Source organism: Actinomycetospora sp. (assembly GCF_036497245.1).
GTDB lineage: Bacteria > Actinomycetota > Actinomycetes > Mycobacteriales > Pseudonocardiaceae > Actinomycetospora.
In genome coordinates this window covers 1-25,317 of sequence record NZ_DASXJS010000151.1, presented here as the reverse complement: position 1 = coordinate 25,317, position 25,317 = coordinate 1, and the positions used below count along the sequence as shown (strand labels likewise).

Here is a 25,317-nt window from a genome sequence, read left to right as displayed (position 1 = left end):
GGAGATGGTCACCGGGGCCCGGGACCTGCTGACCGAGCTCGGGATCGGCCGCGAGAAGGTGCACGCCGAGCTGTTCTACGTCGACACCCCGCCGCCCCTGCCGGTGCGGCACGAGGACGGGGTGGGCGGGGACGGCACGGATGATGGCGCGCAGGCCACGATCGTGCTGCACGGCCGGTCGGTCACCGCGACGATCCCGCGCGACAGCTTCGTCCTCGACGCCGCCCAGAAGGTCCGCTCGGATCTGCCGTTCGCCTGCAAGGGCGGGGTGTGCGGGACGTGCCGGGCGAAGGTCACCGGCGGCGAGGTCCGCATGCAGCGCAACTTCGCGCTCGAGCCCGAGGAGGTGGCGGCCGGCTTCGTCCTGACGTGCCAGTCGGTCCCCGTCTCCGACGAGCTCACGATCGACTACGACGTCTGAGCACGTCGCGCCGCTTTCCGCATTTCCTTCTCGAGGAGGACGTCCAGATGACCGCGCTCGCGCCGAGCTTCCTGCAGGGCCGCTGGCAGGCCGGGACCGGGGACGGGCGGCCCATGCTCGACGCCGTGACCGGCGAGGAGGTCGGCCGGCTCTCGACAACCGGGCTCGATCTCGCCGGGGCGGCCGCGTACGCGCGCTCGGTCGGCGGGCCCGCGCTGCGCGATCTGACGTTCCACCAGCGTGCGTCGCTGCTCAAGGCCCTGGCCGGGCACCTGCGCGAGCACCGCGAGGAGCTCTACGAGGTCTCGGCGCGGACCGGCGCCACGCTCGGGGACTCGAAGTTCGACGTCGACGGCGGCATTGGCGTCCTGGCCGCCTACGCCTCCAAGGGCAAGCGCGAGCTGCCGGCCGGGAGCGTGCTCGTCGAGGGCGAGGTGGAGCCGCTCTCGAAGGACGGCTCGTTCCTCGGCCAGCACGTGCTCACGTCCCGGCACGGGGTCGCGGTGCAGGTCAACGCCTACAACTTCCCGGTCTGGGGGCCGCTCGAGAAGCTCGCCCCGGCGCTGCTCGCGGGCGTCCCGTCGATCGTCAAGCCGGCGACGCCGACGGCGTTCCTCACCGCGAAGCTCATGGAACTCGTCGTCGGCTCGGGGCTGCTGCCCGAGGGGTCGGTGCAGTTCCTCGCCGGCTCGGTCGGGGATCTGTTCGACCACCTCGCCGAGCAGGACCTGGTCTCGTTCACCGGCTCGGCGTCGACGGCCCAGCAGCTGCGGACCCACCCCACGCTCACGGCCCGGGCGGTGCGCTTCACCGCCGAGGCCGACTCGCTGAACTGCTCGATCCTCGGCCCCGACTCCGGCCCGGGCACCCCCGAGTTCGACCTCTACGTCAAGGCACTGACCACCGAGATGATCGTCAAGGCCGGCCAGAAGTGCACCGCCATCCGGCGCGCGTTCGTCCCCGAGCAGCACCTCGACGCCGTCGCCGAGGCGGTGATCGGCCGGCTGGAGCGGGTCACCGTCGGGAACCCGACGAACCCGGACGTCCGGATGGGCGCGCTGGCCGGCCTGGAGCAGCGTGAGGAGGTGCGCCGCTCGCTCAAGTCGTTGACCGACGGCGGGCGGGTGCTCTTCGGCTCGTCGGAGCACGTGGTCGTGACCGACGCCGATGCCGAGCGCGGCGCGTTCATGTCCCCGGTCCTGCTCTCGGCCGACCCCGACTCCGCGGCGGTCCACGAGGTCGAGGCCTTCGGCCCGGTCTCGACGCTCGTCCCGTACTCCTCGACGGCGCAGGTCGTCGACCTGGCCGCCCGTGGGCAGGGCTCGCTCGCCGGCTCGGTGGTCACCGGGGATCCGGAGTTCGCCCGCGACGTCGTCCTCGGCGCCGCACCGTGGCACGGCCGGATGCTCGTGCTCGACCGGGCCGACGCGACGTCCTCGACCGGGCACGGTTCGCCGATGCCCCAGCTCGTCCACGGCGGCCCCGGTCGCGCGGGCGGTGGCGAGGAGATGGGCGGTATCCGCGGCGTCACCCACCACATGCAGCGCACCGCCGTCCAGGCCTCGCCCGACATGCTCACCGCGATCACGGGGCGCTGGGTGCCGGGCTCGGTCCGCACGACGACTAACGTGCACCCCTTCCGTAAGCATCTCGAGGAGCTGCGGCTCGGCGACACCGTCGTCGGCGGGCCCCGCACGGTGACCCAGGCGGACGTGGAGCACTTCGCCGAGTTCACCGGCGACACGTTCTACGCGCACATGGATTCCGAGGCCGCGGCGCAGAACCCGTTCTTCGGCGAGCGCGTCGCCCACGGATACCTCGTCGTGTCGTTCGCGGCCGGCCTGTTCGTCGACCCCGCACCGGGGCCGGTGCTCGCGAACTTCGGGGTGGACTCGCTGCGCTTCCTCACGCCCGTCAAGTTCGGTGACGAGCTCACGATCACCCTGACCGCGAAGCAGATCACCCCGCGCGATACCGCCGCCTACGGCGAGGTCCGCTGGGACGCCGACGTCACCAACGCCGCAGGCGACTCGGTGGCCCGCTACGACGTCCTGACCCTCGTCGCGAAGCAGGCCACCTCATGAGCGACGGCCCGATCGTCGCGTCCGTCCGGAGGATGTGGGACGACGACGCGGCCTCCCGCAAGCTCGGGATGGAGCTGCACTCCGCGGCCGACGGCCAGGCCCGGGTGACCATGACCGTCACCGCCGACATGGTCAACGGCCACGGGATGTGCCACGGCGGCTACCTGTTCCTGCTCGCCGACTCCGCGTTCGCGTGCGCCTGCAACAGCCCGGGGCCGGTCACCGTTGCGGCCGGGGCGGACGTCGTCTTCGTCGCCGCGGCCCGGGAGGGCGACGTGCTGGAGGCGACCGCGACGGAGCGCACCCGCCACGGGCGTTCCGGGGTCTACGACGTCTCGGTCCGCCGCCCGACCGACGACCAGGTGATCGCCGAGTTCCGGGGACGGAGCCGCACCATCCAGCGCTCCTGACCCCGCGCGAGGCGGTGGTCCCTATCCCTCGCCGCCGCCCGCCGCAGCCGCGACCGCGTTCCGGGCGGCGCGCTCACCGGAGAGGATCGCGGCCTCGACCCCGGCGTGGGCGAAGTAGTCACCGGCGAGGTGGATGCCCGCGGGCATCTGCGCATGCAGGGCGTCCATGCGCGCGTAGTGCCCGGGCGTGGCGATCGACAGGCCCCGCGGGTAGTGGAACAGCTCGACCACGTCGGGATGCGGGGCAGGCCCGTAGACCTCGGTGATCGCGTCGAGCGCGGCCGCGACGATCTCGTCGTCGGTCATGTCGGCCAGCGGCGGGGTGTAGAAGTAGACGCCGACCCCCTCGCCGCCCGGCGGCACCGAACTGGGGTGACGGTGGCTCTGCAGTACGCACGCACCCCATGCCCGCGGGGTGGACGCAGGCAGCGCGACGCTGGCCTTGAACCTCGGCCACGGGTTGGTCTTGTAGCCCACCTGCACGTGGGCGTAGTCGGAGTACGGGCACTCGCGCAGCGTGCGCACGCTGTGGTCCGGCGCGACGCCCTCGAGGAGGTCGGCGGCCACGCCCGGCTCCGGGGCCATCACGATCGCGTCGACCTCGTGACTCACGCCGCCCGCCTTGAGCGTGTACCCGCCCTCGGGGCGGGCCGCGACCTTCTCCGCACCGGTCGACAGGTGCAGCTCCAGGTGCGGCGTCGCGTCGACGATCCACTGGCTGATCTGACCGATGCCCTCCTTCGGCACCGACAGCGACAGCTTGTGGAACTGCTTGAGGACGGCGTGGAACAGCGCAGGCGACAGCCAGCTCATCGGCACCGCGTAGAGGAAGCCCATGTAGGGCTCGGTGATGTAGCGGGTTCCGCGGTCGCCCAGCACACGGCGCGACCAGGTGTCGAGGTCGCCGGTGTCCCATTTCGCCAGCTCCGCACCGTCGAAGCACGACCGCGGACCCCGCGACAGGAACGTCTTCGCCACCCCGGCGGTGATCCGCAGCTTGTCCCGCCAGCTCAGCACCGGCATCCCGAGGAAGCTGACGACCTGGTCGAACTTCGCGCGGTAACGCTGCCCGTCGTCGTCGAGGACCTGGGTATCGGCGTCCCACGGCACCAGCTCACCGGTGCGTCCGAGCTCGGCGAGCAGTTCGTTGGTGTGCGGGTAGATGCCGCCCATCAGGAACAGCGCCCCGGATCCGAGATTGAACCCCTCGCGCTGCACCTGGCTGGTCCGCCCGCCGACGTGGTCCTGGGTCTCGAAGAGCACGGGCTCGTGCCCGAGCTTGCGCAGCGTGTACGCCGCCACGCATCCCGCCGGACCCCCACCGACCACCGCGACCTTCATCAGCCGACCTCCACACTCCGTCGCCCCTGGACGAGGCCGATCGGTCCAGCCTCGCGCGGGACCCCGGGTGGGCTGCTTCTCCCTACGGGAGGGTCTTCGTCCGCCCTTTGCCCTCGACCCGGGACGGGACGAGGGCCGGGATCGCGGTGCGGTGGGGCTTGACCTGCTCGGTCAGCGGGACGTCGTCGGTCGCGACGCCGGCGACCGCCTACCCGGGGCTGTGGTTGCTGTCGTCCTGGGACTGGCCGGCGTCGGTCTCGGGGGACTCGCCCTCACGCGGTCCCGGACATCGGCCCGACCTCGCTCTGTCCCGCGGATCCTGGTCGTTGTGCCGGTTCGAAGAGCTCGACCAGGTTGCCGCCGGGATCGGCGATCAAGACCTGGCGACCTCCCGGACCGGCGACGAGGTCGCTGCGGAAGGGCAGACCGGCGGCGCGCAGGCGGGTGATCTCGGCGTCCAGGTCGTCGACCACCAGGTGAATGCGGTTGCGTCCCGGGGTCGAGGCGTCCTCGGGGGTGGCGCGCGCACCGGAGCTCGCGGGCCCGGAGAGCAGGAGCCGGAGTCGACCACGCAGGACATCGGCGAAGGCGGGCGCAGCGCTCATGTTGAGCGTGAACCCGAGGTACCCGGTGTAGAAGTCGATTGAGGCCCCGACGTCGTCGACGAGGTAGCGGACGCTGACGTACTGCTCGGCTGGGTTCATCGCTCACTCTCTCCGTGATTTGCCGTGGCGAGGACAGGCACCAGGTGCCACACGCGCTTGTCGATCTCCTCCGTGGCGCGCTCGAAGGCCGCGTAGCCCTGCGCATCGTCGCCGGCGGCGGGGTCCGGGATGCTCCAGTGCACTCGCCGGACGCGGCCGGGGAACTCCGGACAGACCTCCCGCGCCTTGTCGCACAAGGTGACGACGAGATCGAACGACTCGTCGGCGAGGTCCTCGAGATGCCGGGGACGCCGGCCGGACACGTCGATGCCGAACCGGTCGCGCAGGACGCGGACCGCGTCGGGGTGCAGGTGCTCCTTGGGTCGGCTGCCCGCGCTCATCGCACGGACCGTGCCGGCCGAGCGATAGGAGAGCAGAGCTTCGGCCACCGGCGAGCGGGCACTGTTGCCGGTGCAGACGAACAGCACCGAGGGATGTCGCGGTCCGTGCCGCGCCGGCGGCGACGATGGCGGGGTGTGCAGGGCCGGGTGGAGCGCCGCACCGCTGCCGGCCAACTCGTCGGCGCAGCGATCGAGATCGAGGTGGTAATAGCTGTCCCGCCGGTCGGCCGAACTGCGAGTTGCGGTGACGAGCCCGCCGTCGCGCAGCAGCCGCAGGTGGTAGGAGACCAGGTTCTGGGGCTGCTCGAGCCGCGTCACCAGCTCCCGAACGCGGAAGTCGCTCCCGGCGAGCTCGGCCATGAGACGCCACCGCACGGGGTGCGCTGCCAGCTGCAGGAACGCCGGCGGCGAGGTGTCTTGACCCACAAGCGGCACGCGCACCAGTATGCGCGCCGACCACTCAATACATCAAACACAGTTGATGCACTTCGGGCCAGGTCGAACGAGGGAGTCGAGGTGACCGATCCACCGTTGGCGCGCCGGCTCGGGCTGGCCGACGCCGTGCTGATCGGACTCGGCTCGATGGTCGGCGCCGGAGTGTTTTCGGCGTTCGCACCGGCCGCGGCGGTCGCCGGCGCTGGGCTGCTGATCGGACTGGCGATCGCGGGAGCGGTCGCGTACTGCAACGCCACCGCGTCGGCCCAGCTCGCGGCGCAGTATCCGGTCTCGGGCGGGACCTACGTCTACGGCCGCGAGCGGCTCGGGAACTGGTGGGGATTCATCGCCGGCTGGGGATTCGTCATCGGGAAGACCGCGAGCTGCGCGGCGATGGCCCTGACCTTCGCCGCCTACGCCGTGCCCACGCCTTGGCAACGGCCCGCGGCCGTCGCGGCGGTCGTCACGCTCGCGGCGGTGAACTACCGCGGCATCACCCGCACCGCCTGGCTCACCCGCGTGATCGTCGGGCTGGTGCTGTTCGTGTTGACGGTGACGGTGATCGCCGCACTCACGGGCGCGCCGCACGACATCGCCCATGTGGTCGAGGAGCCCATCGGGAACGTCGGCCCGCACGGAGTGCTGCAGTCAGCGGGCCTGTTGTTCTTCACCTTCGCGGGCTACGCGCGTATCGCCACCATGGGCGAGGAGGTGCGCGACCCCCGGCGCACGATCCCGCGCGCCATCGTCACGGCCCTTGCCATCGCGGTCGCGCTCTACGCCGTCGTCGCGCTGACGGTCCTGTTGGTGCTCGGGCCCCGGCGGCTCGCGACCTCGCGCGCTCCGCTGGCCGACGCGGTCGCCGTCGGGAGCTGGGCCTGGGCTGTGCCGGTGATAGCCGTCGGCGGCTCGGCCGCGGCGCTCGGGGCTCTGCTGGCCCTGATCGCCGGAGTCGGCCGCACCACCCTGGCCATGGCCCGCCATGCCGACCTCCCCCGCTGGCTGGGCGCGGTCCACCCGCGCCACCAGGTACCGCACCGCGCGGAGATCACGGTCGCGGTCGTCGTGTCGGCGCTCGTCCTCACGGTCGACCTGCGCGACGCGATCGGTTTCTCGTCGTTCGGCGTGCTCCTCTACTACCTGGTCGCCAACATCTCGGCGTTCACCCAGTCGCCCGCGCAGCGCCGGTTCCCACGCTGGCTCCAGGTCGTCGGGGCAGCCGGTTGCCTGCTTCTCGTGGCCACCCTGCCCTGGCAGGCCGTGCTCGCCGGGCTCCTGGTGTGTGCCATCGGAGTCATCTACCGCGCCGTCCGGCTGGTACCGAGTCGTGGATGAGCGCGTCGATCTCCACGCACGGTGAACCGCTCCGCCTCAGTGTCGAGACTCGGGTGAAACAAGTCGGGCGCCTGGTCCCGGGCCGGTCTTGGTGTCAGTGGCGGTGAGGACCTGCCCGTCGTCAGTGCAGCGGACGACGGCTTCCACCGCGTGACCGCAGTCGCCGTGGCGGACGGTCCAGGCGGGGCCGGCATCGTCGGCGAGGTGCCGGTCGCCCCACTGCATCAGCGCGGTGATCACGGGGAACAGCTCCAGGCCGCGGTCGGTGAGGCGATAGTGCTGCCGGGTTCGCTGCCGTTCGGCGCGGTAGGCGACGCGCTCGAGGAGGCCGGCGTCGACCAGGCTGCGCAAGCGGCGACTGAGCACGGATTCGGAAACCGACAGGTGCCGGGTGAGGTCGTCGAAGCGTCGGACGCCGTTGAATGCCTCGCGCAGGATCAGCAGCGACCAGCGGTCCCCGATGACGTCCAGCGTTCGTTGCACCGAGCAGTTCTCGGTGTCCAGTTCCAGCCAGCTCACCCCCTCAGAGTAGGTATTGCCGATCTTCCCGTGTACCCCCTAGCTTCGGCGAGAGCAGTCAGATGCTCGGAGGTGTGCGTGGTCGGCGACGGTGGTCATGAGGTCAAGCGGGCGGTGTGCACGGTGTGCGACATCGCCTGCCAGCTGCACGTGCACGTCCGCGACGGCGCGGTCGATCGCGTGACCCGGCCGACGAACCCGGTCACCAAGGACCACTTCTGCGTGAAGGGGCTGTCGGCCCCGAACCTCTACGCGCGTCCCGAGCGGCTCACCACTCCCTTGCGGCGCGTCGGCGAGCGCGGCTCGGGTGAGTGGGAGGAGGTCTCGTGGGACGAGGCGATGAGCGACATCGCCGCGCGCCTGCAGAAGGTGATCGACACCCACGGGCCCGAGTCGTTCGCGGTGTCGACGTCGAACTGGAACACCAGCACCGAGAACGGCATGGGCCGTCGGGTGATGAACCTGCTCGGGTCGCCGAACTGGATCAGCGGTGTGGCGATGTGCATGGGCAACACGGCCGCGGTCAACAAGCTGACCTACGGCTGGTTCCCGTGGCCCGACCTGCTCAACACCGACTGCATCGTGCTGTTCGGGCACAACCCGCGGCGGCATTCCTGGGTCCCGATCTACGACCTGATCCTCCAGGCGCAGGCCAAGGGCGGGACGTTGATCGTGCTCGACCCCCGTGAGTCCGGTCAGGCCTCCCGCGCCGATGTGCACCTGCCGCTGCGCTCGGGCACCGACGCGGCGATGCTGCTGGGCTGGCTGCGGGTGATCCTCGACGAGGAGCTCTACGACCACGAGTTCGTCCGGAACTGGACCGTCGGCTTCGCCGAACTGCGCGAACGGGTCGCGGAGTACCCCCTCGAGCGCGTCGAGGAGATCACCGGCGTCCCCGCCGAGCGGATCGCGAAGGCCGCCCGGATGTACGCGACCGCCCGGTCGGCGTGCATGCCGTGGTCGCCGACGCTGGATCAGCAGGTGTCCTCGACCTCGGCGATCCGGCTGCAGTCCATCCTGCGCGCGATCTGTGGGCACCTCGACGTGCCCGGCGGCGAGCTGATGTACGGGTTCAACCCCGAGATGCGCTCCGAGTCGTTCCTCGAGCTGCACGAGGCCCTGACCCCCGAACAGCGCGCCACGCAACTCGGCTACGACAAGCACTCGGCCTACACCTACCGCGCCGGGGAAATCCTCGCCCCGCACACCAAGCGCGTGCACGGTCACGAGTGGGCCAACCTCGTCATGGGCTCCTACATGGCCAACCCGACCGAGCTGTTCCGAGCGATGGCGACCGGTGAGCCCTACCCGGTCAAGGCGATGATCACCTTGGGCAACAACACGCTGATGAGCTATCCCAACCAGCAGCAGGTCGAGGCCGGCCTGTGCCAGCTCGACCTGCTGGTGGCGCACGAGCTGTTCATGACGCCCACCGCCGCGCTCGCCGACTACGTCCTGCCCGGTGACACCTGGCTCGAGCGCCCCGACGTGCACGACTCCTTCGGCTGGCGCTCCTGGCTCATCGCCTCGGAGAAGTCGGTCGAGCCCCCGGAGGGATGCCGCGGGGTCTTCGAGTTCTGGCGCGACCTCGGTGTGCGGATGGGCCTCGAGGAGCACCTGCCGTGGCGCACACCGGAGGAGGCGCTGGACTACCGGCTCGAACCGCTGGGGATGACCTTCCGCGAGTTCTGCGCCGACCACGACATGCGCCTCGCGCCCGTCCACTACCGGTCCTACCGCCGCACCGGGTTCGGCACGCCCAGCGGCAAGGTCGAGCTGTACTCCTCGGTCCTCGACGAGCTCGGGTTCGATCCGCTGCCCTACTTCCGGGCGCTGCCATCCGACCCCGAACGCCCCTACAGCGTGTTCATCGGCGTCCGGGAGGACCCGTACTTCCAGACCGGGCAGCGGCAGCTCCCTCAGCTGCGCAAGATGTCCCCGCTGCCGCGGACCTTCGTGCACCCGGACGACGCTGCGGCCGAGGGCCTCGCCGACGGCGACTGGGCGGAGATCGCCAGCGCCCACGGGCGCATCAGCGCGATGGTCGAGGTCCGCGAGGACATGCAGCGCGGGCACCTGCGGGTGCCGCACGGCTGGTGGTTCCCCGAGTTGCTCGCCGACGACCCGCGCGGGGCGGCCGACCGGCACAACGACGGCATGCTCGTCGACGACGCCGACGTTTTCCTCGACCTCGAACAGGGCGTCCCGCACTTCAAGGGCTTCCCCGGCGCCATCACCCGCCTCGAGCACCCACCCGAGCACCTCGCCGGCACCCACGCCCCGTCCCGTCCGACCGTGTCCACCCCCCGATGAATCGCCGCGACAAGGCCGCCCTGGTGATGCGGGAGCGTCGCGCCGAGCTGGAGCAGACGCTGCTCAACCGGGCCTTGCGCCACGACAAGGGCCCCGTGGACCGGGTGGTGACCCGCCTGGTCGCCGCCACGCTGCCCGACACGTCGACGGTCGCGCCGAAGCACGCCGGTGTCCTCGACCGCCCCGATCCCACACGGCCCCGCGGCGTCGTCTCCTCCGACACCGTGGCCGACCGCATCGTCGAACAGGAGAACCCGAGCCCGATGAGCGAGCCCACCGCCAGCGCCTCCGTCACCGTCGCCGCGTCCGCCGAGCAGGTCTACGCCCTTGTCAGTGACCTGCCCCGTATGGGCCGCTGGAGCCCCGAGAACACCGGCGGCCGCTGGATCGGCCAGCAGCGTGGGCCCGCTGCAGGCGCGCGGTTCGTCGGCACCAACAAGGGGGCGCGCCGCTGGTGGCCGACCACCACCGTCGTCACCGACGCCAACCCCGGGCGCCGCTTCGCCTTCGTCACCCAGCTCGGGCCGCTGACGGCTGCCGAGTGGGCCTACGACATCGCCCCGACCGACGACGGCGGCTGCGTCCTCACCGAGAGCTGGGTCGACCGGCGACCCGACTGGTTACTCGTCGTCGGCAGGCACCTCACCGGCGTCGACGACCGCGTCGCCCACACCCGCCGCATGCTCGACACCACCCTCGCCAACCTCAAGGTCGCCGTCGAATCCGGGCGGTAGGGGCTGTACGCCGCGGTAGGTGCCCCGGGGGGCGCCCCAGGACGACGGCCAAGCCCGTCGATGTTCCACGTGGAACACATCATCGCAGGTCAGGATGGGTGGAGACGAAGGGAATCGAACCCTCAACCCCCGCCTTGCAAAGGCGGTGCTCTGCCAATTGAGCTACGTCCCCGCGTGGGCGACGGTCTACGCGCGGGTCGCCTCGCGCCAGACCTCCGCCGCCGGCCGCTCCTGACGGCGCCGCACGAGGTGCGCGACCCCGAACGCCGCGGCCAGCAGGACGACCAGCTTCATCACGACTCCCACGCTAGCAGCCGGACCGCGCCCTCGAGCGCGGCCGCGAAGCCGGCGGGCTCCTCGACGTAGCCCAGGTGCCCGCCCGGCACCTCCACCGCGTCGAGGCCGAGCTCCGGCGCCAGCCTGAGGTTCGGCCGGCTCGCGAGCTGCCCCTCTTCCCGGGACCGGCGACCGACGGCGAGGACCAGGCGGTCGGCGTGACGGCGCAGGGCGGCGAGATCGAGCTCGTGCACCGGGTACGGCCCGTACTCGTGCTCGAACCAGAACGCGTTGTTGGCCGGCCAGCGCTCGCGCATCGCGAGGAACTCGGGCGGGATCCGCTCGGGCTCGGCGGGCTCGGCGGGCTCCTCGGGCGCTGCTCCGTCGTCGTCGGGAGACCGTCGGCGCACCCCGACGCCGGTGACCTCCCCGAACTCGGGCATCGCCGCCTCCGCCCCCTCACGGCGGTAGGTCGCGAGCACGGCGTCGAACCGCGCGACGATCGCGTCGCGGTCGGAGAGCACGGACACGAGCGGCGGCTCGTGCGCGACCACGGCGCGCACCAGATCCGGTCGGCGGACGAGCAGTTCGAGGGCCACGATCGCGCCGGAGCTGCTGCCGAGCACGACTGCGGGCCCGCCGTGGCGCTCGACCAGTGCGGCCGCGTCCTCGACGTCGGCACCGAGCTTGTCCTCGCCCACCTCGCCGTCGACCGGGCTGCGCACGAACCCGCGCCGCACGTACGTGACGACGGTCCACCGCGGGGCGAGGAGGTCCGCCAGCGGCCCGAACACCGTCGGGTCGCCGTTGCCGCCCACGACGCACAGCAGCAGCGGGCCCGACCCGCGGATCTCGGTGTGCAGCCGGGCCCCGGGCACGGCGACGTCCTCGACGCTCGTCACCGGCCCAGGCTAGGCCGGTGATCGGATCGAGGATGTGGTGCTACTGACGTCCAGTGTCGGCGGTGCCGCATCGCTGACGCCGGCAGGACGCGCCGCGCGGGCGCCCCGAGTGCGATAGGACGGTGCCAGGACGACGACGTCGGGAGGTCATCGGGATGGCGCACGCCTACGTGGTGGGCACGTTCGACACGAAGGGCGACGAGCTCGGTTACGTCGCCGAGCAGATCCGCGGCGCGGGGCACGAGGTGACCACCGTCGACGTCGGGACCACCGATCCGGGGGCGCGGCGCGCGGACGTCACCCCAGCCGACCTCGCCGGTCCGGAGGCCTTCACCGGAGACCGGGGGACCTCGGTCGCGGCCATGGCGGACGCGCTGGAGCGCTGGCTCCCGCAGCGGAACGACCTGGACGGCGTGATCGGGCTCGGCGGGTCCGGGGGCACCGCGCTGATCACCCCGGCCCTGCAGCGGCTGCCGGTCGGCGTCCCCAAGATCGTCGTCTCGACGGTGGCGTCCGGCAACGTGGCGCCGTACGTCGGGTCGAGCGACATCGCGCTGATGTACTCGGTCACCGACGTCGCGGGGCTCAACCGGATCAGCCGCGTGGTGCTCGCCAATGCCGCGCACGCCCTTGCCGGCGCGCTCTCGGCGCCACCGGTCGATCGGGGACAGGACCTTCCGGCGCTCGGACTGACCATGTTCGGGGTGACGACGCCGTGCGTCACCGCCGTCACCGAGACCGTCGCCGACTCCTACGACTGCCTCGTCTTCCACGCCACCGGCACCGGCGGACGGGCGATGGAGAAGCTCGTCGACGACGGACTCGTGTCGGCGGTGTGCGACGTGTCCACGACCGAGATCGCCGACCTGGTCGCCGGCGGGGTCATGGCCGCCACCGAGGACCGGCTCGGCGCGATCGCCCGACGACGGGTGCCGTGGGTCGGGAGCGTCGGCGCGCTCGACATGGTCAACTTCGGGGCACCGGACACCGTGCCGGAGCGCTACCGGGGCCGGCTGCTCTACGAGCACAACGCCCAGGTGACGCTGATGCGCACCACTCCCGACGAGTGCCGGGCCGCGGCCGGGTTCCTCGCCCGCAAGCTCAACGCGTGCGAGGGACCGGTGCGCCTGGTCGTCCCGCTGCGGGGCGTCTCCGCCCTCGACGTCGAGGGCGGCCCGTTCGCCGACCCGGCCGCCACCGAGGCCCTCGTCGAGACCCTGCGCGCGGAACTCGTCCAGGACGCCGATCGGCACCTGATCGAGACCGACCACCACGTGAACGACCCGGAGTTCGCGGCGCGCCTCGTCGCCGAACTGCACGGGATCACCGGCTGAGAAGGAGCTGCATGGGCACGCACGGACAGCAGACGCCCGGTCGCCTCGAGATCGTGGAAGGTCTGCGCGAGAAGGTCGCGCGCGGCGAACCGATCGTCGGCGGCGGCGCAGGGACCGGATTGTCGGCTCGCTGTGAGGAAGCGGGCGGGATCGATCTCATCGTCATCTACAACTCGGGGCGCTATCGGATGGCGGGCCGCGGATCGCTCGCGGGACTGCTCGCCTACGGCAACGCCAACGACATCGTCGTGGAGATGGCCCACGAGGTCCTGCCGGTGGTGTCGCACACTCCCGTGCTCGCCGGGGTCAACGGCACCGACCCGTTCCTCATCCGACCGCGATTCCTGCGCGAGCTGCGTGAGCTCGGATTCGCCGGGGTCCAGAACTTCCCGACGGTCGGCCTCATCGACGGCGTCTTCCGCGCCAATCTCGAGGAGACCGGTATGGGCTTCGCGCACGAGGTCGATCTCGTCGCCGCGGCCCACGAGGAAGACCTGCTCACCACGCCGTACGTGTTCTCGGCCGAGGACGCCCGCGCGATGACGACGGCGGGCGCGGACGTCGTCGTGTGCCACATGGGCCTGACGACCGGCGGCTCCATCGGCGCCGACACCGCGAAGTCCCTGGACGACTGCGTCGCACTGGTCGACGAATGGTCGGCCGCGGCGCGGGAGGTCCGCGACGACGTCCTCGTGCTCGTGCACGGCGGGCCCGTCTCGGCCCCCGACGACGCCCGCTACGTGCTGGAACGCGCCGCGACCTGCCACGGGTTCTACGGCGCCAGCAGCATGGAGCGCCTGCCCACCGAGGAGGCGCTCACCGCCCGCACCCGTGAGTTCACCCGCATCCGCCCGCACCAGAAGGAGTCCTGACTCATGCCCGAAGCGTTCGCCTCCGCGATCATCCCCGCCGACGCCGCCGCCGTCTGGGCGGTCGTCCGCGACTTCGACGGACTGCCGCGCTGGCATCCCGCCATCGCGTCGAGCGAGCTCGAGACGCCCGGTGACTCCGTGGGAGCCGTCCGCCGTCTCACTCTCGGCGACGGCGGCCAGGTGCGGGAGCTCCTGGCGTCCCTCGACGACACGGCACGCTCGCTCACCTACGAGATCCTCACGTCACCGTTCCCGGTGCGGCTCTACCGCTCCACGATGCGCGTCGTCCCGGTGACGACGACGGGGGAATCGTTCGTCGAGTGGGGAGTCGTGTTCGACTGTGACTCGGGGGACGCGGAACAGCTCACGGAGTTGTTCGGGCAGGGCGTGTTCGCCGGCGGACTCACCGGTCTCGGGGCCCATTTCTCACCCTCCGTCGAGTGACATGCCGCCCTGTGCTCGCGATCGGTGGATTCACTGATAACGTGAATGGAACCCGGTGACGATTCCGGGTGCATTTCCCCCGCGAGCCGAGGAGTACGCCGGATGGCCCAGAAGACCGTCGTCACGTTGGTCGACGACCTGACTGGTGAGGAGTCCGAGGACATCACCACCGTCGAGTTCGCGCTGGACGGCGTGACCTACGAGATCGATCTCGACGACAAGAACAGTGCGGGGCTGCGCGACTCGCTCGCGCAGTACGTCGCCGCCGCCCGGCGCACCGGGGGGCGCCGCGCAGCCGGCCGTCGTCGTTCCAGCGGCGCCGGGACCGGAACGCCCCGGGCCACGTCGCCCGGCGGATACGACCGCGAGACCTCGAAGCAGATCCGCGACTGGGCCCGTTCCGAGGGCTTCGAGGTCTCGGATCGCGGCCGCGTGCCGAACAACGTCGTCGAGGCCTGGGAGTCCCGCGGCAAGAACGGGTCCGCCGCGGCCGCCTTCTCCGGCTGACGTTCTCCCCCCCACGACGACGGCCCCGGAGCGCAGAGCTCCGGGGCCGTCGTCGTGCTGGGGTGACCTGGCTGGTGGGCCCAGCTGGATTTGAACCAGCGACCTCGTCGTTATCAGCGACGCGCTCTAACCAACTGAGCTATGGGCCCCCGCGCGGTGGCGCTGCCAGATTACCGGAGGGTGTCCGGTCCGTCCGCCACCGGGGGTCGCGGTCCGGCAGTGCCTAGTCCCGCTCCGAGAGCGTGACCTCGATGCCGCCGGCCACGTCGGCCGAGATGTTGTAGATGAACGCCGAGACGCTCGCGAGTGCGGTGAACAGGATCGTGTTGACCACCCCGACGATGGCCGCGATACCGAAGACCCCGCCCGCGGTGATCAGCTGACCCGCACCGCCGGTGTCGGAGGTGAGGTCCTGGTAGGTGCCGTTGAGCTGCGCCCAGACGCCCATGCCGTCGAGCACCGCGTAGAGCACGCCGACCGCGAACATCCACACGAAGAACAGCGCAACACCGAGCACCAGCGCGAGCTTGAGCACCGACCACGGGTCGAAGCGCTTGACCTGCAGGCTCGCCCGCCGGGGCACCTTGCCCCGTGACGGGCGCGCGGAACGGACGTCGTCCTCGATGTCGTCGAGGTCGGGCTCCGGCTCCGGGTTGCGCCCGCCCGTGCGCATCCCGAGCTGCTCCGGTGAGAGCTGATTGGTCGGCGCGTCGATCAGCGCGGTGTTCGACCGGCGCTCCCCCTGCGCCGGCATCGGACCGCTCGGCGGCGACGGACGCTGGCCGGTCGGGATCGGGCCGCTGGGTGGCGGACCCTGCGGCGAGGGACGCGGGACGCCCGCGGCGGGGGTGCCCGTGCGCTGCTCCCCGCCCGCGGTGGGCAGCGGGCCGGTCGCCGGACGCGGCGAGGGACGGTGGTCGCCCTCCGCCGGCCGGGCCCCGCCCTCGCTGCGCGAACCGGCACGCTGCCAGGGCGGCGGCGGTCCGCCGGCCGAGGCGGCCTGCTCCGACCCGCGTGCGGTCTCGTCCCCGGAGCTCGCGGGCGTCGTCGCCACCGTGTCGGCGGCGGTGTCACCGCCCGCGTTCTTGCCGGCGGCGGTGCCGGCCTGCTCGCTGTCGCGAGCGTCGTCCTCGTCCGGTGTCGCAGTGCTCACGGTGCTCGTCTCGTGGTCGGGGGCGGGAGCGCGGTTCAGGCCTGGACCGGGATCACAGGAGCGTGTCCGGCTGTTCCGGGCCGCCGGCGTCCGGGTCCGCCGAGCTCTCGGCGTTGCGGGCCACCGCGAGCAGGGTGCCATTCTCGCCGAGGTTCATCAGTCGCACGCCCTTGGTCTGGCGGCCCGCCTTGCGGACCTCCTTGGCCGTGGTGCGGATGACCCCACCGCTGGCGGTGATCGCGTACAGCTCGTCCTCCAGCTCGACGATCAGGGCGCCGACGAGCGTCCCGCGGCGACGGTCGTACTGCAGCGTGAGCACGCCCTTCCCGCCACGACCCTGCACCGGGTAGTCCTCGATCGGCGTCCGCTTCGCGTACCCGCCGCCGGTCGCGACCAGCAGGAACGTGCCGTCGCGGACCACGCCGATGGAGAGCAGCTCGTCTCCGGAGTTGAACCGCATCCCCATGACGCCCGAGGTCGCCCGGCCCATCGGGCGCAGGGCGTCGTCGGTGGCCGAGAACCGGATCGACTGGCCCTCCGCGGAGACGAGCAGCAGGTCGTCGTCACCGGAGCAGAGCACCGCGCCGACGAGCTCGTCCTCGCCGCGCAGGTTGATGCCGATCAACCCGCCGGTGCGGTTCGAGTCGAAGTCGGTGAGCTTGGACTTCTTCACCAGGCCGCTCTTGGTGGCGAGCACCAGGTACGGCGCGGCCGTGTAGTCCTGGATCTGCATGACCTGGGCGATCTGCTCCTCGGGCTGGAACGCGAGGAGGTTCGCGACGTGCTGACCGCGCGCGCTGCGGTTGGCCTCGGGCAGCTCGTAGGCCTTCGCCCGGTACACGCGGCCCTTGTTCGTGAAGAACAGCAGCCAGTCGTGCGTGGAACAGACGAAGAAGTGCGCGACCAGGTCGTCCTGCTTCAGCTGCGCGCCCTGCACCCCGCGCCCGCCGCGCTTCTGCGCGCGGTACAGGTCGGTCTTGGTGCGCTTCGCGTAGCCGGTCCGCGTGATGGTGACGACGACGTCCTCGACCGCGATGAGGTCCTCGTCGGCGACCTCGCCGTCGTAGCCGACGAGCCGCGTCTTCCGCTCGTCACCGTGCTTCTCGACGATCTCGCCGAGCTCGTCACGGACGATCTGCCGCTGGCGCTCGGGCCGGTCGAGGATGTCCTGCAGGTCGCGGATCGTCGCCTCGATCTCGGCGAGCTCGTCGATGATCTTCTGGCGCTCGAGGGCGGCCAGGCGGCGGAGCTGCATGTCGAGGATGGCCTGCGCCTGGAGCTCGTCGATCTCGAGGAGCTCGATCAGGCCGGTCCGCGCGACGTCGACCGTCTCCGACGCGCGGATCAGGGCGATGACCTCGTCGAGCGCGTCCAGCGCCTTGACCAGGCCGCGCAGGATGTGGGCCCGCTCCTCGGCCTTGCGCAAGCGGTAGCGGGTGCGCCGGACGATGACCTCGATCTGGTGCCGGACCCAGTGCCGGATGACCTGGTCCAGCCGCAGCGTGCGCGGCACGCCGTCGACGATCGTCAGCATGTTGACACCGAAGCTGTACTGCAGCTGCGTGTGCTTGTAGAGGTTGTTCAGCACCACCTTGGCCACGGCGTCGCGGCGCAGGGTGACGACGATGCGGCGCCCGATGCGGTCGGACGACTCGTCGTTGATCTCGGCGATCCCGGTCATCCGGCCCTCGCGGACCATCGTCGCGATCGACTCGATGAGGTGGTCCGGGTTGACCTGGTAGGGCAGCTCGGTGACGACGAGGGTGGTGCGGCCCTTCGTGTCCTCCTCGACCTCGACCACGGCGCGCATCCGGATCGACCCGCGGCCGGTGCGGTACGCGGAGTCGATGCCGTCGCGGCCGACGACCAGGCCGGCCGTCGGGAAGTCCGGTCCCTTGATGCGCTCCATGAGCGCCTCGAGGGTCTCCTCCTCGGAGGCGTCCGGGTGGTCGAGGGCCCAGGTGGCGCCCTCGGCGACCTCGCGCAGGTTATGCGGCGGGATGTTGGTCGCCATGCCCACGGCGATCCCGGCGCTGCCGTTGATCAGCAGGTTCGGGACGCGGCCGGGGAGGACGGACGGTTCCTGGGTGCGGCCGTCGTAGTTGTCGACGAAGTCGACGGTCTCCTCGTCGATGTCCTGCAGCATCGACATGGCGAGCGGCGTGAGGCGGCACTCCGTGTACCGCATCGCGGCCGCGGGGTCGTTGCCCGGCGAGCCGAAGTTCCCCTGGCCGTCGATCAGCGGGTAGCGCATCGCCCAGGGCTGCGCGAGCCGCACGAGGGCGTCGTAGATCGCCGAGTCGCCGTGCGGGTGGTAGTTGCCCATGACGTCGCCGACGACGCGGGCGCACTTCACGTAGCTGCGGTCCGGGCGGAACCCGGAGTCGTACATCGAGTAGAGGACCCGGCGGTGCACCGGCTTCAGCCCGTCCTCCACCAGCGGGAGCGCGCGCCCCACGATCACGCTCATCGCGTAGTCGATGTAGGAGCGCTGCATCTCCTGCTGGATGTCGACCGGCTCGATCCGGTCGCCCGAACCCGGAGGCAACGTCGTCTCGGTCACGCGGTGTTCAACTCCATCCTGGGTCCCACTGCACCCACTGGGCGCCCCCGGGGCCGCGGCCGGTCACCGCGGAGAACGCATCAGGGGCGCGCCCGTCCCGCCGAACCGGCGGCGGTCACGAGGACACCGGGCCCGACACCCCGATTCTACCGGCGACCTCCGCGAACCCCGTGGCTCCCCCGCGCGTGTTCTCCCCGGTCAGGTGCGGTGCAACCCGTGCGTGGCCCCGCCGCGGGTCGGCGTGTCTTCTCCGGCGGGTCCTTCGGGGACGAACAGCACGTTACGACGGTCGTCATCGGGGCGGCGGGAGACCCAGCCCCGCTCCGCGTCCCAGGTCCGGGCCGTGTAGCCCGCGGTCCCGAGGCCGGCCACGATCTCGGCCACGGACGCCCCGAACCGCGCCAGGTGACGGTCCTCGAGCTCGAGCATGAGGATCGGGCGCAGCGTGGCCAGGGTGGCGTGCGCCCCCGCCAGCAGCAGCGCCTCCGCCCCCTCGATGTCGGCCTTGACCAGGTCCAGCCGGGAGAGTCCGAGGTCGGAGACGAGGTCGTCGAGGGTGGTCACGGCCACCGGCACGTCCTCGTGGTGGTCGAACTCCGCGTTCGACCCGAGCCCGCTCGCGCCCGTGGTCAGGAACGCCCGGCCGTGGACGGGCAGCAGGCGCCTGCGGGGCAGCGAGAGGACCCCGCCTCCCGCCGCGGCTCCGAGGGCGGTCCGGTGCACGGTGACGGTGCGCGCGCGCAGCAGGCGCCGGACGGTATCGACGAACGCCGACGGTCCGGGCTGGGGCTCCACCGCGTGGACGTGGCCGGAACGTCCGGCCAGACCGGCGAGGGTCCACGTGTAGAGCCCGTACTCGGCGCCGACGTCGAGGCACACCGCTCCGGGGCCGACGAGAGCGGCGAGCCCCGCGACCTCGTCCTCGAGGAACCACGCGTGCGGGGCCGCCGTGCGGAGCGCCCGGCTCAGCAGCCCCGTCGACCCGGTCCCGGACCTCGACTCCGCCACCCGATCCACCGCGCTGCTCCTCAGCTCCGGCAGGCGGGGGAACCCGCCGTGCGACGGAAAGAGTAGCCAGGGGGTAGTCGATCACCCAGGCGGGCTCCGGTCCCGAGGGGTGGTTTCCCGTGGAACGTGCGCCGGGGCGGGGAGGGCACGGCCGACGAGGGGCACGTGGCGCAGGAATCAGCGTCCCACCGCGTGCCTCATGTGCTCCTGATCAACGGCTGGGCAGGCCCCGGCGCCCCGAGGCCTGCCCGCGGCGTCAGATGTCGAGGAAGCGGACGTCCTTGGCGTTGCGGGTGATGAACGAACGCCGCGACTCCACGTCCTCACCCATGAGCACGCTGAACAGCTCGTCGGCGGTGGCCGCGTCGTCGAGGGTCACCTGCATCATCATGCGCGTCTCGGGATCCATCGTGGTCTCCCAGAGTTCCGTCGCGTTCATCTCGCCGAGGCCCTTGTAGCGCTGGATCCCCTCGTCCTTGTTGATCTTCTTGCCGGCCGCGCGCCCGACCTCGAGGAGCCCGTCGCGCTCGCGGTCGGAGTACGCGAACTCCGGCTCGGCCCCCCGGCCACCCCACTTGATCTTGTAGAGCGGCGGCATCGCCAGGAACACGTGACCGTTCTCGACCAGCGGCCGCATGAAGCGGAACAGCAGCGTCAGCAGCAGCGTCCGGATGTGCTGGCCGTCGACGTCGGCGTCGGCCATCAGCACGATCTTGTGGTAGCGCAGCTTGGTGAGGTCGAACTCGTCGTGGATGCCGGTGCCGAGCGCCGTGATGATCGACTGGACCTCGTTGTTCTTGAGGACGCGGTCGATGCGGGCCTTCTCGACGTTGATGATCTTGCCGCGGATCGGCAGGATCGCCTGGAACATCGAGTCGCGGCCCGACTTCGCCGAACCGCCCGCCGAGTCACCCTCGACGATGTAGACCTCGCTGCGGCTCGGGTCGTTGGAGCGGCAGTCGGCGAGCTTGCCCGGCAGCCCGCCGATGTCGCCCGCGGTCTTGCGGCGCACGAGCTCGCGGGCCTTGCGCGCCGCCATCCGGGCCTGGGCCGAACCGACCGCCTTGTTGATGATCGTCTTGGCCTCGGCGGGGTTGCGCTCGAACCAGTCCGAAAGCCACTCGTTGCAGACCCGCTGGACGAACGACTTCACCTCGGTGTTGCCGAGCTTGGTCTTCGTCTGGCCCTCGAACTGCGGCTCCGCGACCTTCACCGACACGATCGCGGCGAGGCCCTCGCGGATGTCGTCGCCGGTCAGCGCCGGGTCCTTCTCCTTGATGAGCTTCTTGTCGCGGGCGTAGCGGTTGACCGTGGTGGTCAACGCCGAGCGGAAGCCCTCCTCGTGGGTACCGCCCTCGCTGGTGTTGATCGTGTTGCAGAAGGTGTAGACGGACTCCGAGTAGCCGGAGTTCCACTGCATCGCGACCTCGACCTGGTGGCCGGTGCCCTCCGCCTGGAACGCCACCGGCTTCTTGTGGATCGGGTCCTTCGCGTGGTTGATGTACGCGACGAAGTCCTCGAGCCCGCCCGGGTACTGGAAGGTCCGCTCCTTGACCTTCGCGACGTAGCCCTCGGCGTCGGGGGCGTCGTCCAGCTCGGCGGCGTCCTCGGAGTCACCGTCGGCCTTGCGCTCGTCGCGCAGGTTGATGGTCAGCCCCTTGTTGAGGAACGCCATCTCCTGCAGCCGGCGCGAGATCGTCTCGAAGTTGTAGGTCGTGGACTCGAAGATCCCGGGGTCGGCCCAGAACGTGATCGTGGTGCCGGTCTTGCGGGTCTTCCCGGCCTGGATGAGCGTGCCGGGGACCGAGTGGTCGTAGTGCTGGGTCCAGACCTGGCCGTCGCGGTGGATCTCGACGTCGAGCGCCGTGGAGAGGGCGTTGACGACGCTGATGCCGACGCCGTGCAGGCCGCCCGAGACCGCGTAGGACTTGTCGTCGAACTTGCCGCCGGCGTGGAGCATGGTCATGACCATCTCGACGGCGGGCTTCTTCTCGACCGGGTGCTCGTCGACCGGGATACCGCGTCCGTCGTCGACCACCGAGATGCCGCCGTCGGCCTGCAGCGTCACCGTGACCGCGGTGGCGTAGCCCGCCATCGCCTCGTCGACCGAGTTGTCGACGGCCTCCCAGATGAGGTGGTGCAGGCCGCGCTCACCGGTGGACCCGATGTACATGCCGGGCCGCTTGCGGACCGCCTCGAGGCCCTCGAGGACGGTGATGGACGACGCGCTGTAGTCGTTGTTCTTCTTCGCGGCAGCCACGGGCGTCTGAATCTCCCTACCTGAAACGGTCGGTGCGCCGAGCCCGCCGACACCGGGACGACAGCGGTCGCGCACTACACCTGACAGTCTACTGGTCGACCCACGCCAGAACGGGCCGGTCCGCCTGTTGAGCGCGTCGCAGAGCGCCTGGCGGGACCACGGGAGGGTCCGACCGCCCGCCATGGGCCCCTCCGGCGTCCTGGGCCCGGACAGCGGGCGCTCAGCCGTACGTGTCGCGCGGTCCCCGCCCCGAGACGTGCCGGGGGCCCCGGCGCCAGCTCGGCGCGGACGGTCCGTGGATGCGCATCTTGGTCACGACGCCGTGACCGAGCCCCGCCGCGATCTTGGCGAGCAGCTGGCGCTGGAGCAGGCGCAGCTGGGTCGCCCACGCCGTCGAGTCGGCCTGGACGGTCAGCTCGCCGTCGCGCAGGGCCGTCGGTGTGGCGTGCTCGGCGACCTCGGTCCCCACCAGGTCGGCCCACCGCCCGAAGACCGAGCCGTTCGCGAGGTTCGGGGTCCACCCGCGCTGGGTCGACAGCCGTGAGGCGACGCGGCCGAGGGGCTGCGGGTCCCTGTCGTCGGAGCCCGCCCCCGACCATCCCCGACGACGGCGGCGGGCCCCCTCGCCCGGGACGCCGCGCCGGACCGTGCGCCGCGACGAGCCCCGGGTGCCCCCGCCCCGCTCCGCCTGCCGTGCCCGGGCCGCGTCCAGAGCGGCGCGGGCGATGTCGGACCCCCGCGGCTCGGCGTCGGGATCGGCGTCGGGGCCGGCCTCCGATGGCCCGGTCGAAGCGGCCTCGACCGGGCCCCCGTTCGCACCCTCGGTATCCGCCCGGCGGCCGTTCGTGTGGCCCCGGGGGCCGAGGCGGGCCGGAGGCAGCGAGACCGCGTCGCGGTCCGTACCCGGGGTGTGGACGGCGCCGCCGCGTCCACGTCGCAGGTCAGACCCCGGATCCGGGGCCTCGGAGGGGTCCCTGCCGCCGATGCTGAACAAGTTGTCCACAGCATCCACAGGTCTGTCCCCAGAATTGGGACCTTCTTCACCGATTCGGCTCATCAGCGACCACCTCCATCGGTCGTCCCGAGGACGCTTCGTCACGGACCGTGCCGTCTTCGACCACGAAGCGTGCTCCCGCGAGGATCGCGGGCACGTCGTCGTCCACCGCCGCCGTGACCAGCACCTGCTCGGCCCGTGCCGCCGTTCGGGCGAGGGCCTCACGGCGGCGGGCATCCAGCTCGGCGAAGACGTCGTCGAGGATGAGGACCGGTTCCGAGCCCTCGGCGCGCAGCAGCTCGAACCCCCCGAGGCGCAGCGCGAGGGCCAGGGCCCACGACTCGCCGTGGCTGGCGTAGCCCTTCGCCGGTCCGTCCCCGAGGGTGAGCTCCAGGTCGTCGCGGTGGGGGCCCACGAGGCACACCCCGCGCTCGATCTCCTGGTCGCGCCGGCGGCCGATCTCCTCCAGGAGCGCCGTCTCGAGCTCCTCGGCGAGGGCGGCGTACCGCGGGCCGCCGGTCGCCTCGTCGCGCTCGGCCTCGTCACCCGGGCCGGCGTCGGCGGCCTCGGGCCCGGCCAGCGCGTCCACCGCGTCCACCCGGGAGCGGTAGCGCGCCCCGACCGGCACCGACTCCGGCGCGACGTCGGCGTAGGCCGCCGTCACGTGCGGCGCGAGAGCGCGCGCGAGCAGGATGCGGCCCGCGGTGAGGGACGCCCCGGCCCGGGCGAGATGGGCGTCCCACACGTCGAGGGTGCCCGCCTCGCGAGCACCGCGGGCCGACCGCGCCGACTTGAGCAGCGCCGACCGCTGGCGCAGCACCTTGTCGTACTCGCTGCGCACGCCCGCCCAGCGCGGGGCACGGGCCACCAGGAGGTCGTCGAGGAATCCCCGGCGCTCCCCGGGGTCACCGCGGACCAGTGCGAGGTCCTCGGGAGCGAACACGACCGTCCGGACGATGCCGAGGATCTCGCGGGGGCGGGGTACCGGCGACCGGTTGACCCGCGCCCGGTTCGCCTTGCCCGGCTGTATCTCCACCTGCACCGTCAGCTCGCGGCCCTCGTTGACCGCGGTCGCCCGCACGACCGCGGCGGACGCCCCGCGGCGGACCAGCGGAGCGTCCGAGGACACCCGATGCGACGACAGCGTGGCCAGGTAGCCGACGGCCTCGACGAGGTTGGTCTTGCCCTGGCCGTTGGCGCCGACGAGCACGGTGACCCCGGGGGTGAGGCTCAGGTCCGCCTGCGGCCAGGAACGGAAGTCCGTGACCGACAGCTCCCTCACGTACACGGTGTCGTCTAGCCGCCCGTCGGCGGCTCGTTGGCGGCCTCCCCGGCCTTGCGCGTCGCGTGACCGCCGAACTGGGCCCGCAGTGCGGCGACGGCCTTCATCGCCGGCGAGTCGACCTGGCGGGAGGCGAAGCGCGCGAAGAGCGCCGCGGAGATCACGGGCAGCGGCACGGCGTGCACGATCGCCTCGTCCACGGTCCAGCGGCCCTCGCCGGAGTCCTCGGCGTACCCGGTGATCTGATCCAGGTGGGGATCGGACTCGAGGGCCAGGACCATGAGGTCGAGCAGCCAGCTACGCACCACGGTGCCGCGGCTCCAGGCCTTCATCACGGCGCCGACGTCGGTGACCGGGCCGCCCGCGGACAGCAGCTCGTATCCCTCGGCATAGGCCTGCATGAGGCCGTACTCGACGCCGTTGTGGACCATCTTGGCGTAGTGCCCCGCCCCGACCGGGCCTGCGTGCGCGAAGCCCTCGTCGCGGGGCCCCTCCGGCCGCAGCGCGTCGAAGACCGGCATCAGGCGTTCGATGTCGGCGGGCGCGCCGCCCGCCATCAGCCCGTAGCCCTCGGTGCGCCCCCAGACGCCGCCGGACACCCCGCAGTCGGCGTAGTGGACGCCGTGGCCGGAGAGCAGCTCGGCGTGCTCGGTGTCGTCGGTGAAGCGGCTGTTGCCCCCGTCGACAACGAGGTCTCCCTCGTCGAGGAGGTCGGCGAGGCTGCGGACCGTCGAGTGCGTGGGCTCGCCCGAGGGCACCATCAGCCACACCGTGCGCGGCGCGGTCAGGGCCTTGGCGAGCTCGTCGAGCGACTGCACGTCCCCCGACCCGTCGTTGGCGTACCCGACGACCTCGTGGCCGGCGGCCCGCAGCCGCTCGGCCATGTTGCCGCCCATCCGGCCGAGCCCGACCATCCCCAGCTGCACCGCGATCCGCTCCCCTCGTGTCCAGCCCCGGTTCCGTGCGTGCCCCCGGCGATGCGCCGGGTCCGATCCCTTCGTACCCGCTGCGGGCCGGTTCCAGCGGCCCGCCCCCGGGCCGCGGTCAGCCCGGCAGGCGGACCGGCATGAGCAGGTAGAGATACC

The 25,317-nt window shown here is 71.8% G+C and carries 23 protein-coding genes and 2 tRNA genes; 10 read left to right on the top strand and 15 right to left on the bottom strand.

Annotated features, from left to right (window positions below):
* The 3 genes from VGI02_RS16410 to paaI all read left to right on the top strand — a co-directional run.
* A partial coding sequence (locus VGI02_RS16410) for a 2Fe-2S iron-sulfur cluster-binding protein (protein ID WP_331628695.1) occupies positions 1-421 on the top strand: 421 nt, incomplete at its 5' end.
* Between the two features lie 47 nt (positions 422-468).
* A complete protein-coding gene (gene paaZ / locus VGI02_RS16405) occupies positions 469-2,505 on the top strand; it encodes a phenylacetic acid degradation bifunctional protein PaaZ (protein WP_331628692.1) in 2,037 nt (678 codons plus the stop codon).
* Positions 2,506-2,537: 32 nt separating this feature from the next.
* Positions 2,538-2,915: a hydroxyphenylacetyl-CoA thioesterase PaaI gene (gene paaI / locus VGI02_RS16400; RefSeq protein WP_331628701.1), complete on the top strand. Its 378-nt coding sequence runs from the start codon at positions 2,538-2,540 to the stop codon at positions 2,913-2,915.
* Between the two features lie 21 nt (positions 2,916-2,936).
* Here the strand turns inward: paaI and VGI02_RS16395 are convergent, their stop codons facing one another.
* From VGI02_RS16395 to VGI02_RS16385, 3 genes are all read right to left on the bottom strand, one after another.
* Positions 2,937-4,256: a protoporphyrinogen/coproporphyrinogen oxidase gene (locus VGI02_RS16395; protein ID WP_331628690.1), complete on the bottom strand. Its 1,320-nt coding sequence runs from the start codon at positions 4,254-4,256 to the stop codon at positions 2,937-2,939.
* Positions 4,257-4,528: 272 nt separating this feature from the next.
* The gene (locus VGI02_RS16390; protein ID WP_331628688.1) at positions 4,529-4,960 is read right to left on the bottom strand and encodes a VOC family protein; all 432 of its coding nucleotides are present in this window, start codon (positions 4,958-4,960) and stop codon (positions 4,529-4,531) included.
* Complete coding sequence (locus VGI02_RS16385; RefSeq protein WP_414638295.1) at positions 4,957-5,676, bottom strand: arsenate reductase/protein-tyrosine-phosphatase family protein; 720 nt, start codon at positions 5,674-5,676, stop codon at positions 4,957-4,959. The genes VGI02_RS16390 and VGI02_RS16385 overlap by 4 nt, the downstream gene beginning before the upstream one ends.
* 141 nt (positions 5,677-5,817) lie before the next feature.
* Between VGI02_RS16385 and VGI02_RS16380 the strand changes: the two genes are divergently transcribed.
* Entirely contained in the window at positions 5,818-7,071 is a 1,254-nt protein-coding gene (locus VGI02_RS16380; RefSeq protein ID WP_331628686.1) for an APC family permease, read from the top strand.
* A gap of 36 nt (positions 7,072-7,107) precedes the next feature.
* On the opposite strand, the gene VGI02_RS16375 is transcribed toward VGI02_RS16380, so the two are convergent.
* Positions 7,108-7,590: a winged helix-turn-helix transcriptional regulator gene (locus VGI02_RS16375; RefSeq protein WP_331628684.1), complete on the bottom strand. Its 483-nt coding sequence runs from the start codon at positions 7,588-7,590 to the stop codon at positions 7,108-7,110.
* Between the two features lie 78 nt (positions 7,591-7,668).
* Here VGI02_RS16375 and VGI02_RS16370 point away from each other — a divergent pair, with 78 nt between their 5' ends.
* Positions 7,669-9,903, top strand: coding sequence for a molybdopterin-containing oxidoreductase family protein (locus VGI02_RS16370; protein ID WP_331628682.1), 2,235 nt, complete (start codon positions 7,669-7,671; stop codon positions 9,901-9,903).
* Positions 9,900-10,637 (top strand): SRPBCC family protein, encoded by a 738-nt coding sequence (locus VGI02_RS16365; protein ID WP_331628680.1) that lies wholly within the window; start codon positions 9,900-9,902, stop codon positions 10,635-10,637. The genes VGI02_RS16370 and VGI02_RS16365 overlap by 4 nt, the downstream gene beginning before the upstream one ends.
* Before the next feature lie 99 nt (positions 10,638-10,736).
* Here VGI02_RS16365 and VGI02_RS16360 read toward each other — a convergent pair.
* The 3 genes from VGI02_RS16360 to VGI02_RS16350 all read right to left on the bottom strand — a co-directional run bounded on the left by VGI02_RS16360 (position 10,737) and on the right by VGI02_RS16350 (position 11,815).
* Positions 10,737-10,809: transfer RNA gene (locus VGI02_RS16360), tRNA-Ala, on the bottom strand.
* Positions 10,810-10,823: 14 nt separating this feature from the next.
* Entirely contained in the window at positions 10,824-10,934 is a 111-nt protein-coding gene (locus tag VGI02_RS16355; protein ID WP_331628677.1) for a DLW-39 family protein, read from the bottom strand.
* Positions 10,931-11,815 carry an alpha/beta fold hydrolase gene (locus VGI02_RS16350; RefSeq protein WP_331628675.1) on the bottom strand — a complete coding sequence of 295 codons (885 nt, stop codon included), beginning with the start codon at positions 11,813-11,815 and terminating at the stop codon, positions 10,931-10,933. The genes VGI02_RS16355 and VGI02_RS16350 overlap by 4 nt, the downstream gene beginning before the upstream one ends.
* 155 nt (positions 11,816-11,970) lie before the next feature.
* Here VGI02_RS16350 and VGI02_RS16345 point away from each other — a divergent pair, with 155 nt between their 5' ends.
* The 4 genes from VGI02_RS16345 (at position 11,971) to VGI02_RS16330 (ending at position 14,972) form a co-directional block, all read left to right on the top strand.
* Positions 11,971-13,149 carry a Tm-1-like ATP-binding domain-containing protein gene (locus VGI02_RS16345; RefSeq protein ID WP_331628673.1) on the top strand — a complete coding sequence of 393 codons (1,179 nt, stop codon included), beginning with the start codon at positions 11,971-11,973 and terminating at the stop codon, positions 13,147-13,149.
* Between the two features lie 11 nt (positions 13,150-13,160).
* The gene (locus VGI02_RS16340) at positions 13,161-14,021 is read left to right on the top strand and encodes a phosphoenolpyruvate hydrolase family protein (protein ID WP_331628671.1); all 861 of its coding nucleotides are present in this window, start codon (positions 13,161-13,163) and stop codon (positions 14,019-14,021) included.
* 3 nt (positions 14,022-14,024) lie between these two features.
* A complete protein-coding gene (locus tag VGI02_RS16335) occupies positions 14,025-14,465 on the top strand; it encodes an SRPBCC family protein (protein ID WP_331628669.1) in 441 nt (146 codons plus the stop codon).
* 102 nt (positions 14,466-14,567) lie between these two features.
* On the top strand, positions 14,568-14,972 hold the full coding sequence (locus tag VGI02_RS16330; RefSeq protein ID WP_331628667.1) for a histone-like nucleoid-structuring protein Lsr2: 405 nt from the start codon (positions 14,568-14,570) through the stop codon (positions 14,970-14,972).
* Between the two features lie 72 nt (positions 14,973-15,044).
* On the opposite strand, the gene VGI02_RS16325 is transcribed toward VGI02_RS16330, so the two are convergent.
* The 8 genes from VGI02_RS16325 to gnd all read right to left on the bottom strand — a co-directional run bounded on the left by VGI02_RS16325 (position 15,045) and on the right by gnd (position 25,158).
* Positions 15,045-15,121 (bottom strand) — tRNA-Ile (locus tag VGI02_RS16325).
* Between the two features lie 74 nt (positions 15,122-15,195).
* Positions 15,196-16,026, bottom strand: a complete 831-nt coding sequence (locus tag VGI02_RS16320; RefSeq protein WP_414638294.1) for a DUF3566 domain-containing protein — start codon at positions 16,024-16,026, stop codon at positions 15,196-15,198.
* 151 nt (positions 16,027-16,177) lie between these two features.
* Complete coding sequence (gene gyrA / locus VGI02_RS16315) at positions 16,178-18,688, bottom strand: DNA gyrase subunit A (protein WP_331628664.1); 2,511 nt, start codon at positions 18,686-18,688, stop codon at positions 16,178-16,180.
* 198 nt (positions 18,689-18,886) lie between these two features.
* Positions 18,887-19,705, bottom strand: a complete 819-nt coding sequence (locus VGI02_RS16310; protein WP_331628662.1) for an FkbM family methyltransferase — start codon at positions 19,703-19,705, stop codon at positions 18,887-18,889.
* Between the two features lie 247 nt (positions 19,706-19,952).
* On the bottom strand, positions 19,953-21,956 hold the full coding sequence (gene gyrB, locus VGI02_RS16305; RefSeq protein ID WP_331628659.1) for a DNA topoisomerase (ATP-hydrolyzing) subunit B: 2,004 nt from the start codon (positions 21,954-21,956) through the stop codon (positions 19,953-19,955).
* Positions 21,957-22,176: 220 nt separating this feature from the next.
* A complete protein-coding gene (locus VGI02_RS16300) occupies positions 22,177-22,683 on the bottom strand; it encodes a DciA family protein (protein ID WP_331628697.1) in 507 nt (168 codons plus the stop codon).
* Between the two features lie 313 nt (positions 22,684-22,996).
* Positions 22,997-24,238 (bottom strand): DNA replication/repair protein RecF, encoded by a 1,242-nt coding sequence (gene recF, locus VGI02_RS16295; protein WP_331628657.1) that lies wholly within the window; start codon positions 24,236-24,238, stop codon positions 22,997-22,999.
* Positions 24,239-24,246: 8 nt separating this feature from the next.
* A complete protein-coding gene (gnd, locus tag VGI02_RS16290) occupies positions 24,247-25,158 on the bottom strand; it encodes a phosphogluconate dehydrogenase (NAD(+)-dependent, decarboxylating) (RefSeq protein WP_331628655.1) in 912 nt (303 codons plus the stop codon).
* Between the last annotated feature and the right edge of the window lie 159 nt (positions 25,159-25,317).